Source organism: Aquimarina ulvae (assembly GCF_053613295.3).
This window is the reverse complement of record NZ_JBSIBP030000004.1, coordinates 243,414-255,717: the sequence shown is the minus strand read 5'-3', so window position 1 is coordinate 255,717 and position 12,304 is coordinate 243,414. Positions and strand designations below refer to the sequence as shown.

The 12,304-nt window shown below is 35.3% G+C and carries 10 protein-coding genes; 3 read left to right on the top strand and 7 right to left on the bottom strand.

Annotation, left to right across the window (positions count from 1 at the left end; translation table 11 throughout):
* Positions 1–8: 8 nt before the first annotated feature.
* The 4 genes from ACWGOQ_RS10840 to ACWGOQ_RS10825 form a co-directional block, all read right to left on the bottom strand.
* Positions 9–752: an LVIVD repeat-containing protein gene (locus ACWGOQ_RS10840; protein WP_452058182.1), complete on the bottom strand. Its 744-nt coding sequence runs from the start codon at positions 750–752 to the stop codon at positions 9–11.
* Positions 753–762: 10 nt separating this feature from the next.
* Positions 763–1,290, bottom strand: coding sequence for a hypothetical protein (locus tag ACWGOQ_RS10835; RefSeq protein WP_452058183.1), 528 nt, complete (start codon positions 1,288–1,290; stop codon positions 763–765).
* 93 nt (positions 1,291–1,383) lie between these two features.
* Entirely contained in the window at positions 1,384–1,572 is a 189-nt protein-coding gene (locus ACWGOQ_RS10830; RefSeq protein ID WP_452058184.1) for a hypothetical protein, read from the bottom strand.
* 236 nt (positions 1,573–1,808) lie between these two features.
* A complete protein-coding gene (locus tag ACWGOQ_RS10825) occupies positions 1,809–2,192 on the bottom strand; it encodes a YdeI/OmpD-associated family protein (protein WP_458202748.1) in 384 nt (127 codons plus the stop codon).
* Positions 2,193–2,791: 599 nt separating this feature from the next.
* Here ACWGOQ_RS10825 and ACWGOQ_RS10820 point away from each other — a divergent pair.
* Complete coding sequence (locus ACWGOQ_RS10820) at positions 2,792–5,995, top strand: M36 family metallopeptidase (protein WP_452058186.1); 3,204 nt, start codon at positions 2,792–2,794, stop codon at positions 5,993–5,995.
* Between the two features lie 21 nt (positions 5,996–6,016).
* Here the strand turns inward: ACWGOQ_RS10820 and ACWGOQ_RS10815 are convergent, their stop codons facing one another.
* Positions 6,017–6,901: a hypothetical protein gene (locus ACWGOQ_RS10815; protein ID WP_452058187.1), complete on the bottom strand. Its 885-nt coding sequence runs from the start codon at positions 6,899–6,901 to the stop codon at positions 6,017–6,019.
* Positions 6,902–7,063: 162 nt separating this feature from the next.
* Here ACWGOQ_RS10815 and ACWGOQ_RS10810 point away from each other — a divergent pair, with 162 nt between their 5' ends.
* Both ACWGOQ_RS10810 and ACWGOQ_RS10805 read left to right on the top strand, forming a co-directional pair.
* Positions 7,064–9,340 (top strand): fibronectin type III domain-containing protein, encoded by a 2,277-nt coding sequence (locus ACWGOQ_RS10810; protein WP_452058188.1) that lies wholly within the window; start codon positions 7,064–7,066, stop codon positions 9,338–9,340.
* Positions 9,341–9,513: 173 nt separating this feature from the next.
* A complete protein-coding gene (locus tag ACWGOQ_RS10805) occupies positions 9,514–9,915 on the top strand; it encodes a hypothetical protein (RefSeq protein WP_452058189.1) in 402 nt (133 codons plus the stop codon).
* Positions 9,916–9,997: 82 nt separating this feature from the next.
* Here ACWGOQ_RS10805 and ACWGOQ_RS10800 read toward each other — a convergent pair whose 3' ends face one another.
* Both ACWGOQ_RS10800 and ACWGOQ_RS10795 read right to left on the bottom strand, forming a co-directional pair.
* A complete protein-coding gene (locus ACWGOQ_RS10800; RefSeq protein WP_452058190.1) occupies positions 9,998–11,212 on the bottom strand; it encodes a bifunctional alpha/beta hydrolase/OsmC family protein in 1,215 nt (404 codons plus the stop codon).
* A gap of 159 nt (positions 11,213–11,371) precedes the next feature.
* Positions 11,372–12,064, bottom strand: a complete 693-nt coding sequence (locus ACWGOQ_RS10795) for a DUF4386 domain-containing protein (RefSeq protein WP_452058191.1) — start codon at positions 12,062–12,064, stop codon at positions 11,372–11,374.
* Between the last annotated feature and the right edge of the window lie 240 nt (positions 12,065–12,304).

The following is a 12,304-nucleotide window of genomic DNA, read 5'->3' as shown; positions in this document are numbered from 1 at the left end:
AGAAGTTGTTATATATTAATTGTGCTTAATTCTGTAATACTCACCCCAGAATCTGTGTTTGGTATTAGTCTGTATTGATACAATCCTGTTTCGCCTACGGCAATTAATAGATCGTCAGAAATAATTACATCAAAAGCACTTTGATTTACTGAAGTCACTAAGCTGGATTCTGAAGGATTCGATATATCAAACACTTTAATCTCATCATCACAAACTATTAAAAAATCACCATATAAACCAAGACCTCTAGGAAAAGTAAGATTTCTGGAATTAATTAAGATAGGTTCTGTAATTGTAGTGACATCGTATATTTCTAATACATTAATATTGTTTCCGCAAAATGTATCAGAGTGTAATGTCACAAAAGCATGAGTGCCGTTTGCGACAACGGGGTCACAAGCTGTAAAATGCTCAACCTGAGAAAGTTTTTCTGGAAATTCAGGATTTGTTAGTCCGTATATAAACATTCCGTTTCTGGATCCTATGTATAAATAGTCCTTATAACTAAACAAAGTTTCAATATTAAAGCCAATAGGTATCGTATTTACTTGTACAGGATCCTGAATATCTGTAATGTTGAATATCGTAAGGTCTGTATTGTCCACGGTGTACAGGTAATCTCCTGTTAGAGTAAAAGTTGCCAGAGATCCTCCTTGACCATCTGTATTAGGAGTAACGAATTCATTGTTTGTATCAGAGTCACAACTAAATAGTATGAAAGAAGTGAGAATCGTATATATTATTTTTTTCATAACTTTTCGTTTAGTTTATAAGTGTCCAGCCAATGACCACATTGTTGTCTGGTATATCAAAAGGTAAAAAACCATCAGGTGAGCGTAATTCAGGAAATACCTTAATCACTCTTTTTGTAAGCGTAATTTCGTTCGTACTATTATTAAAGGCTATGGCGATTAAATCGGTAGCTTGGTTAATATAGATCATATGGTTCCGAATTGCAAGATCCGTAGATCCAGGAGCTTTTAAAAATTTTATTGGAGTCGGTAATGTCGGATCAGAATTGTCGTAGATGTGAAATCCTTTATGGACTTCATTAATGAAAAGTAAATTGTCTTTGACATATATTTTCCCAGATGTTTCAATAGCTATGGGATTAGAAAGAGAAACAGAGTTTTCAAAATCGTTACGATCCAATAAAACAGGCTCGTATTGAGAAAACCTGGGCTCTATTGGGAAATCATCATCATTGTTTTCGCAATCTGCCAGTAAAGGACAGCAGTTCTGTAAGCAAATTATGAGCATACCTAGTAGAACTAATTTTATTTTTTTCATCTTGTGACATTTTGATTAAAAGATGAAAAGAATTTAATAAGGTTGCGTTGAACATCAAAATCTTCTAGTAGTTTTGCATTCTGAAAATAACTTTTACTCGTCCTTAATTCCCTGAATTTTCGTAATATCACTTTCGATAGGAGAAATAACGATGTCAGAAGAGTTTTCTATAGTATATCTAATATAGAAACTAAAGATAATTACTGCAGCAAAAATAGATTTCATCCCTTTTAAGTGTAATAACATTTTATCATACTTCTCTTTGCCTTCTTTAGTAAGCATTTTTTCCTTCTTTTTATTGAGTTTTTCGGATCCCAATAAACAATCAGATAGATTACCGTAGTAAAACCGATAATTGATAAAGGGGCGGAAATTCCGTTAGTGAAAATGATAACCGGACTTAACAAAACATTCAAAAATATTAGAGTAACTGATAATGTTAATACCGATGAATCCGTAAAAAATAGAATTGCTTACTTCTTCCAGAAGCAATTTTTACTTTGTTATAAAAATTAATTTTATTTTTTTTTGATCAATTGTTTTTTGTCTTTAATACCCATTTTTAGATTTTCGGTGATGATTAAAGCCTTATCTAATCTTGTCTGAGAGTTTTTGAAACCAAGTACATAATAAATTAGACTTCTTTTCATTCCATCTGTAAAAGACTCAAAGATTTCTGAAGCCTCAGGATCGCTTTCTAGCACAGCTTCGAGTTCTTCGGGTATTTCTACTCCATACTTAGAGGTATCCTCTACTAATTGAACTCTAAAATAATCATTTGGAAAAACACCTAATTGTTGCTGCTTTTTTTTACTAAACATGAAAGAGAATTGATCTTTTCTTTTTAGCAAAGCTGCGTGAAATCGAATAGATACATCCTGAAATTGAATTTTAATAACCACTCTTTTATGATTTTGAGTTATAAATGGCTCGGCAATCATTATTGGAACTAATATACTATGTGTTTTATATAAGGAAGTTTCAAAAACCGGACTTTTCAAGTGTCTCTTTTGATCTTTAGGTAAGGTAATTTAATGCGCTATTTACTACAAGCAAATCAATATTAAAAACTTTTCAATATTGGGATGTCAATTCAAAAGTATAGAATTATTTTAAGTAAGGATATCAAAAGGTTAGAATAAGTTGTTTAACGATTTTTTTTATTTGTTAATCAAAATAGGGTAAATGAGCATTAGAAGTTTGGTTTTTTTAAAAAAAGTTAAAAAAAATACTACAGGTATACCGTAATAAGGAAAAGGGATAGTTATTATTCTGATTGTCAGTGATTGTAGGGAATTGATAAAACAATTTATTCTAAACTCTAGTATCTATGTAGGCTAACTAACGATTGGTAGTCACGATACTATTAATTATTTTTTATCATGAATAAAACTTATTGAAAGAGTGAAATTGTTAAACTTTATTCAGTGATAGTGTGTTTGTGTAATAGATGCTTTGGATTTTGTTAATTTTAGTTAACACAAACTTAATATTTATATATATGAAAAAAATGTACTCGTTTGTCTTATTTACCTTTTTGATAGGACAAGCAATGTTTGCACAAAACATTATGGATGGTATTGTAAAGAATCATCTCAACAACACGACAGAAAAATCAGCTTTGACTACAGAAGATGTATCAGAGTGGAAAGTAACAAACGTAGTTCCTTCATTGAACCCTGCAATACAGCACATTTACGTGCAGCAGTACTATCAGGGAATTCCTATACAGTACGCAACGTATAAGTTGACTGTAAAGAATAACGAGAAAGTAACTTGGGAAATTGATCAATTCGTAAAGGATATCAAGTCTAAAGTAACTTCTGCAAAAGCATCACTTTCTCCTGAAAATGCGATTATGAATGTAGCAAGAGCTCATAAGTTACAATCGCCACAATTAGTAAGGTCTAAGAGCGCATCTGATGGATCTTTGGTTTTTGAAAATTCTGGTATTACTTTAGAGCCTATTGAGGCAAAACAAGTTTATCTTAAGCAGGACGATAAGTTAATACTGACCTGGAGAGTAAGCTTATATCAGAAAGATGGTCAGCATTGGTGGAATGCAAATGTGGATGCCACATCTGGTAAAATTTTATATACTGAGGACTGGGTGATCTCTTGTAATTTTGGAACGCCTGATCACGAATCTCACAATCATGGAGAATCTGTTTTAGTAGATAAGGCAGTACCAACGGTACCTACAGAAGCAGAGGCAACAGCAGCGCTTGCTCCGGATTCATATAATGTATACGCAATGCCTGTAGAAAGTCCAAGTCACGGAAATCGTTCGATAGTAACAGATCCTGCAGATGCTACAGCGTCTCCTTTTGGATGGCACGATACTAATGGTAGTGCAGGAGCAGAATTTACCATTACCAGAGGTAATAATGTGTGGGCTCAGGAAGATAGAAACGGAAATAATGGTACAGGTTTTTCTCCGAGTGGAGGCGCGAGTCTGGATTTTAATTTTCCGATAGATCTTAGTCAAGGACCAACTACTTATGACGATGCAGCGATCACAAATCTCTTTTACTGGAACAATATTATGCACGACGTATTTTATCAATATGGTTTTGATGAAGCTAGTGGTAACTTTCAGGAAAATAATTATGGAAGAGGTGGAGCAGGTAGCGACTCTGTAAATGCGGATGCACAAGATGGTAGTGGAAGTAATAATGCAAACTTCGCAACACCAGGTGATGGTGGTAATCCTAGAATGCAAATGTTCTTATGGACAAGTCCAAATCCTGATAGAGACGGAGATTTAGATAACGGAATAATTGCTCACGAATATGGACACGGTATTTCTATTAGATTAGTAGGAGGACCGTCTTCTAATAACTTAGGAGGTTCTGAACAAATGGGAGAAGGATGGTCTGATTGGTTTGGGTTAATGTTAACAATGAGAGCGGGAGATACAGGTACAGATTCAAGAGGAATAGGTACATATGCCCTAAACCAACCGACTAGTGGGAATGGTATTCGTCCGACTCCTTACTCTATTGACAGATCGGTAAACAACACTGATTATGCAGATATAGGAGGATTGGCAAGACCACACGGAGTTGGATATGCATTTGCTACTATATTATGGGATATGACTTGGGGATTGATCGATGCAGAAGGATTTGATCCAGATTTTTATAACGGAACTGGTGGTAACAATATCGCTATGGCTTTAGTAATAGAGGGATTAAAAAATACCGCAAACAACCCAGGATTCGTTTCTGGTAGAGATGGTATTCTTCAAGCGGATCAGGATTTATATGGAGGACAATACGAATGTATTATTTGGAAGGCCTTTGCTGAACGTGGTGTTGGTCAGGATGCCAATGAAAATAATAATGGCGGTACTAACGGACAAACAGATCAAACAGTATCATTTGTTAATCCTTGTGATGGTGGTGGACCTGGACCAGGTGGAGATGAGTGTTCTGGTGATATAGATACATTCCCTTATAACGAAAGCTTTGAAGGAAATATTGGTGACTGGTCACAAGACTCTGGAGATGATTTAGATTGGACCGTGGATTCTAATGGAACTCCATCAAATGGAACGGGACCAAGCGGTGCAGTTGATGGTACTTCATATATCTATGTTGAGGCCTCAGGAAACGGTGCGGGATTCCCTAATAAAAGAGCAATCCTTAATTCACCTTGTTTGGATTTCAGTGAATTAACTTCTCCGACATTGAGCTTCCAATATCATATGGTCGGTAATGCAGTAGGAACTTTTGATGTAGAAGCCAGAACCGATAATACCGGAGATTGGACAAGTGTGTTTAGCAGGTCTGGAGCCCAAGGAACTGACTGGAATACTGCAGAAGTTGATTTATCTGCATATGCAGGAAATGGGAGCGTACAACTACGATTGAATACGGTTACAGGATCAAGCTGGCAAGGAGATGTTACCATCGATGATTTAAGTATTGGAGAAGATACAGGAGGACCAGACCCAGACACCTGTGATGCAATCAATTTTAATGATTTCTCAATTAATCCATTCGCTAATCAGGATGCTTCAGGTAATTTCTCAATAGTAAATGGTGGAGCAGGATTATCGATGTCTAATAACACTTGGAAATATATTCCACTGGGCTATACAGTGACTTCTAATACGGTGATAGAATTTGATTTTAGCAGCACTTCTCAAGGAGAAATTCATGGAGTTGCTTTTGAAAATGATAATACATTGACTTCTACAAGGGTTTTCAAAGTTCACGGTGTCCAGAATTATGGGATCACTAATTTTGATAACTATTCAGGAGGAACTACTACGTATGTGATTCCTGTTGGAAACTTCTATACAGGAAATATGGATCGGTTGGTATTTATTAATGATAATGATGCCGGATCAGGAAATAATTCGATCTTCTCTAATGTTAAGATTTATGAAGGATCTTGTGGATCTTCAGTTGTAGTAGCAGATTTCGGACCTACAACTCCTATATTAGGAAATGAAGACGAAGAAAGCATTTCTAAATTCACTATTGCACCTAATCCGCTGAAAAGAGGAGGAATATTGCAAGTTTCAATGAAAGAAGCAAAGAATGATAATAATCCGTACACTATTATTAATGTAGTAGGACAGATTGTTGGACAAGGTACTATCAATGGTAGTAAAACAATCAATGTAGGTAATCTTGAAACAGGCATGTATTTGCTAAAAGTTCAAGGCGAAACACAAAGATTTGTAATTAAATAGATTTATTATTTATAAATTTTATTAAGAAGGCTGCCTTATAAAGGCAGTCTTCTTTGTTTTATGACCTTTGTGGTTTTTAATAAAATAAATCACAAGTAAAGGAGTCAATCCGTGTGGAAGCCTATATAATACTTCATACAAATGTTGATGTATGGATTGTAAAGGAAAGTCCCAATAGAAATTAGCTGCAATTCTTGCTAGAGCAGTTAATAATCCCCATATAACAGCATACCACAGAGCATACATCTGAACACCGGGTAGAAAAATTAAAAGCGCAAGGATAAAATCCAAGATACCGGCTACACGTAAGAACATAATAGCGTTAGTCTCAGAAAATCCAAGAATGTGAATGGTCATATCCACAAATTTTCCTGGAACCGGATAAAACCCGAGAGCATATAATCCGTGTGAGAAAAAGGTAAAAGCTATTAATAGCTTAAGTATAAACACCAATCGTGCTGGGATAAGGTTGTTAGAATAACTAAATAACAAAACAAAGGGTAATCCAAATTGGATACTGTGCTCAAAAAATTGAGCAGTGTGATAAAATTTCTCTTTTGTCATTAGTAAGGTCAGTAATACCAAACTTATACCACCTAATAGTATAGGAATCCGAAGCCACTTAAAGTTCTTTTGATGTATAGCCAAGGATGAGACCGAAGCTATAAGGTATATGAATCCATTGATTTTGATTCCACGTTGAATAATTTGATCAGTCCTTTTGCTCGTTGCATATTCTTGCCAAGGAGTGTTAAATAATCCTTCTACGAAATTCGTTAAAAGGGATTCATCCCAAAAGAACGTTCGATATGGAGCATCCCAAAAGATATGCTGCCATGCTCTACCAAGGAAAATTAAAAATACACAGAACTTGAGGAGTAGTTGTAATTGATCACTTTTCATCATACAAATAAACAGAATGACGTGTTAATTGATTGTAAAGCAAAGGTTATGCTTTTTCTAATGTTAAGGCATCGAAATTAAGTAATAATTAAGATTCTATAATACTAGTTTTTTTGATTATGATATGTTCTAAATTTGACAAAGCTAACCTAATCATCAACGCTAATGAAACAAATTATTACACTACTTTTAATCGCTTTGGGATCCCAACTTTATGGCTCCAACGATAAATATAGACTTACCTTGCGCGATAATCCCGCAACTTCTGTAGTCATCGGATGGAATCAAATATCTGGATCTAATCCTACAGTATATTACGGAACTACTGATTATGGTACGGACCACAGTAATTACCCTAATTCTAAATCACCTGATAGAACTGTTTCTTATAAAGGAATGAATAATACGTTTGCCAGACTTACCGGATTGCAACCAGATACCGCTTATTATTTTGTGGTTAAAGACAGTCAGGGCACTAGTGATCGGTTTTGGTTTAAAACTGCACCTGCTGATAAAAGTAGACTTTCATTTATAGCAGGAGGGGATTCTAGAAATAATAGAACACCTAGACAAAATGCAAATCGTTTGGTAGCTAAATTAAAGCCACATGCCGTTTTATTTGGTGGAGATATGACAGATAATGATACCAATAGTCAATGGCAAACTTGGTTTAATGATTGGCAATTAACAACAGCTCCAGATGGCAGAATGTTTCCTGTTGTGGCAACAAGAGGAAATCACGAGGATAATAATAACAGCGTGTATAACTTATTTGATACGCCATCATCCAGTGTATATTATGCCCTGACTTTTGGTGATGACCTAATTAGAACCTATACCTTAAATACCGAAATCTCTATCTCCGGAAATCAAACTACATGGTTGCAAAATGATTTGAATGCAAATACTGGTGTGATTTGGAAAATAGCGCAATACCACAAACCAATGCGCCCACACGTATCTTATAAATCAGAAGGTAATAGTCAGTACAATAATTGGGCTCAGCTATTTTATGACAAGGGTGTCAAATTAGTAATAGAGTGCGATGCCCACACCGTAAAAACTACATGGCCAGTTCGACCTGGTACAGGATCAGGAAGTGATGAAGGCTTTATACGAGATGATCAAAATGGAACTGTTTATGCAGGAGAAGGGTGTTGGGGCGCGCCATTGCGATCTAATAATGATAACAAAACCTGGACCAGAAATTCAGCTAGGTTTAATCAATTTAAGTGGATCTTCGTGGATGAAGATAAAATCGAAACCAGAACCATCAAAGTAGATAATGCACCACAAGTGGGTTCAGTATCCAATAATAATGTCTTTCAGATTCCATCCAATCTGGATATATGGAATCCCTCTAATGGAAGCGTAGTTACGATTAATAAAGGAACTACTGTAGATCCGGATCCCGATAACGGAAGTATCGAAGTTTCAATATCTACTGGTAGTGATGATGTAGAAGAGCGACAAAATGGGGATTTATATACCAATAGTAGTGACCTGGAATTAGTTTATGACAGTTATAGCAGCGCTGGATTTCAAACAATAGGTCTTAGGTTTAGATCTTTGGCATTGCCAAAAGATGCGATTATCACAAATGCATACCTTCAATTTACCGCAGATGAAAGTAACAGTGCAAATACTGAGATCGAAATAGCATTACATGACAATAGCAACTCTCCGGCCTTTAGCAATGCTAATAAAGTTTCTAACAGAAGCACTTTTTCTAGTAAAGTAACATGGAATCCATCGTCTTGGTCTAGTGGTCAAAATGGAAATGCACAACGTTCGCCTAATTTAAAAAATATGATGCAAAGCCTTGTAAATAAAAATGGGTGGACATCGGGTAATAATGCCAGTTTTATTATTCGCGGAAAAGGAGTAAGTCTTACCAGTACATCTGCAAAAAGAGTGGCTGATTCATATGAGGGTGGCGCTAATAATGCCGCAAGATTGATTGTTACTTATACTACTGGTGGTGGAACCTTAACAGATATTTGTGAAGGTGTTGCTTCCTGGCAAAATAATGTTAGTTATACGGCTGGCGATAAAGTTACTTATGCGGGGTATTTATATGAACGTACATCGTCTGGCTGGATAAATTTGGGAGCTTGCGGAACCATAAGAGTACATACGGATCTATCTAAAATACAATCACCTCCAATAGAAGAATTACCTAAAAAAATACTTTTCGATATATATCCCAATCCATTTACGGATGAACTAACAATTGTAACCTCGATAAAATCAGATAAATTGCATAAAGTTGTACTTTATAATCTACAAGGTAAAATTCTGTATCATCAAGTTTTACCATCCATTTCCTCTGGAAAAACCAGGATAATCTTGGATGGTTTACAACAATCGGGTATTATTTTATTATCAATTGAGGATAACAATGGAAACACAATAGAAACAAAACGCTTGGTAAAGCAGTAGAAGCACTATTAGTGAAAGCATTTTGGGGGTAAAATGCTTCAATAGCCGTTAATCTATTTTAGATTAGCGGTTTTTTTCTTCTAAAAATAGAAATAACAGTTTGGTAATCATTACATAATAAATTTGAAGAGATTTATTTAGATATTTATATTTTAACTCTTAAACCTAATGCTATGATGAAATTTATGAAAAAATTCATACTCTTATTTATAATCTTTTTGTCTTTCTCTTGTGAGAAAGATATGGATATTGAACAAGGTAACAGCGTTACTATTGAAGAAAAAAGCCAAGTACGATTTGATGTTGTGATTAAGTTAATAGATGAATGGTCTGGTCAGGAGATTCCAGCAAATACATTACCAGGCTATGGGGCTACAAATTTAGAAACAGGAGAAGTTTATTTCGATTCTCGATATGAAGTAGGGCTTTTTGAAAGCCTTCCAACGGGAACATACAGGTTTGATACACGCGACGGTTATTTTGATGGAGCATCTTCTGCAATTATCGAGGTGAATTCTGAAAATGAAACACCAGAAGGCTGGATCGAAGTAATACTAAAATATTGGTCTGAGTAAGATAATAAAATTTTATACTTTTCATAATGATAAAAGGGAAGCGTAAGTCCTGTATTGCTTCCCTTTTTGATACATATGTAACTCAAGAAATCAATTTGGTGAGTACCTGTGTTTCTGAATGAAGTGTTTTATGTACTGGACATTTATCTGCAATTTGTAGAATTCTCTGGATTTGTTTTTCATCCAGATTACCTTCCAGTTTAATTGCTCTTTCGAATGTGTCTATTTTCGCTGCTGGATCCTCACAGTTTTCGCAGTCTTCCATATGCTTTTTATCATAGCTGGTATGCACTTCTACATTTTGAAGATCCCAATTTTTTCTGGCCATATACATTTTTATAGTCATAGCGGTACAGGCTGATAACCCGGCAGAAACAAGTTCATATGGAGAAGGTCCAAAATCGTTACCACCTACGCTTTCTGGTTCATCAGAAACCATATAATGGTTTCCAACTTTCATTTGTGTTGTATACCCTTCTTCATCTCCAAGGCTGGCAACCACGTGATGTTGACTTTTTAACGTCGGTTCTTCAGGAATATCTACATACCTAGATGACCAACCAGCAATCACCTTTCCTGCATATATAGAATCTTCTTTTCGCATTAATAAATGGTCTGCACCATCCAGTGTCACGAAACTTTTTGGATGTCTAGCAGCATGATATATTTCTTCCGCATTTTTGATACCGACTGTAGTATCTTGTGGTGAGTGCAACACTAACAATGCTTTATCTAGATTTTTAGCTACGGTAAATAATGATTTGGTTTCTAGGTCTTCTAAAAATTGTTTTTTAATGGTAAAATCCCTTCCGCTGAGGTTTACCACAGCTTTACCATTTGCTTGTATTTCTTCCAATCTACTTCTTAACAAATGTTGTACATGAGTAGGGTCGGATGGAGCTCCTATAGTAGCTACTGCTTTTATGGAATTAATTTTGGCAGCAGCAAAAATAGCGGCGGCACCACCAAGAGAGTGGCCAATAAGTAGGGAAGGGGCTTGATGTTCTGTTTCCAAAAAATCAGCCGCTGCAATGAGATCTTCTACATTTCCTGAAAAATTAGTATCGGCAAAATCACCCTCACTTTCTCCTAACCCTGTAAAATCAAAACGTAACACACCAAATCCCTGAGAAGTAAGGGCACGACTTATATTACGTACGGCTCCCAGGTTTTTATTACACGTAAAACAATGCGCAAATAGTGCAAAATTATGCGGGTATTGATCTGCTGGTAACTCTAAACGACCCGAAAGTGTTTGACCTTCTGCATTGGTAAAAGAAATTTTGGAAAGACTCATGATACGAATATTGTTTTTACTAAATGTCGTTTTTTTTGAGCTTTTCTAACTTTTTTATTGGGTTAAAAATGTGTTAAAGAAAAGGATTAATTTTCTAAAGAAGACTACGAGCTGTATTTGTTTTCCAGCTGATCATACTATCCTGTTCATTACAGCTATTTAATTCTTCGGATTATTCTTTGCACCTGCAATAAACATCCAGAGACAAATTCCAATTTCTCCAATAGCAGCAGGAATGCCGATATAGGATCCAATGCCAAGATCATAATAGCCATCAATCATAAATCCACCAATAAACTCTATGATGTTGCCAAGAGCACCCAACATTAAAAAGATACCGAAAAACTTTGGTAAAATTCCGGATGTATAAACCAGATACCCAAAAGGAAATAACCACAACCCCCAGAATACTTGTGCAATTATAATCCCATTATTATATGCATTCAGCGATAACATAACGTGCGCTTGTAATTCTTCGGGACTAAAAACGTTAAGGTATGCTGCTCCGTTTGTTAAAGTAAGTACATCAAATTTATGGCCAATATTATATAACGAAACAGGGATGCTAATTAAAGCAAAAGCTACCATTAAAATGGCGTGTGACTTATGCACATGAGCTAAGAGTTTATAAAGAATTAGGGGTAATACTAAAAACGTGCTATAACATATCAATCCACCTATGATACTCCATCGGAATAATGTAGTGCCATTTGTAATGTTTCGTACAGTGGTCGCGGGATCATCATAAACGATTAATTCAGAAGGGACATATAGTAAGCTAAACATACCACTAATAATGAGAATCAAGTAAATAAGTCCCGCTAATCTGGCAGTTTTTTTATTAGAATTCATATGTTATGTTTTCTAATCGACGAATGATTTTAGGGTTTGTTACATTGATAAAGAAAACTTGATAGCAAGAAGAATTCTGCAAAACTAATTCTTTTAGAGTTTCAATAATGATATTAATTCTAAGGTTAGATTTTGTAGAAGCAATACAAACGCTAACAAAATGTTCTATGCAAAAGAAGATCAGCATCAACCTCTTGTAGTTCCTTTCTTTTTCAGCTTCGTAAATCTTACTAATATAAA

What these genes read in the sequence shown, in the direction of transcription:
- ACWGOQ_RS10840 (WP_452058182.1), bottom strand. Translation starts at nt 752, where the DNA reads ATGAAAAAAATAATATATACGATTCTCACTTCTTTCATACTATTTAGT.
- ACWGOQ_RS10835 (WP_452058183.1), bottom strand. Translation starts at nt 1,290, where the DNA reads ATGAAAAAAATAAAATTAGTTCTACTAGGTATGCTCATAATTTGCTTA.
- ACWGOQ_RS10830 (WP_452058184.1), bottom strand. Translation starts at nt 1,572, where the DNA reads ATGCTTACTAAAGAAGGCAAAGAGAAGTATGATAAAATGTTATTACAC.
- ACWGOQ_RS10820 (WP_452058186.1), top strand. Translation starts at nt 2,792, where the DNA reads ATGAAAAAAATGTACTCGTTTGTCTTATTTACCTTTTTGATAGGACAA.
- ACWGOQ_RS10815 (WP_452058187.1), bottom strand. Translation starts at nt 6,901, where the DNA reads ATGATGAAAAGTGATCAATTACAACTACTCCTCAAGTTCTGTGTATTT.
- ACWGOQ_RS10810 (WP_452058188.1), top strand. Translation starts at nt 7,064, where the DNA reads ATGAAACAAATTATTACACTACTTTTAATCGCTTTGGGATCCCAACTT.
- ACWGOQ_RS10805 (WP_452058189.1), top strand. Translation starts at nt 9,514, where the DNA reads ATGATGAAATTTATGAAAAAATTCATACTCTTATTTATAATCTTTTTG.
- ACWGOQ_RS10800 (WP_452058190.1), bottom strand. Translation starts at nt 11,212, where the DNA reads ATGAGTCTTTCCAAAATTTCTTTTACCAATGCAGAAGGTCAAACACTT.
- ACWGOQ_RS10795 (WP_452058191.1), bottom strand. Translation starts at nt 12,064, where the DNA reads ATGAATTCTAATAAAAAAACTGCCAGATTAGCGGGACTTATTTACTTG.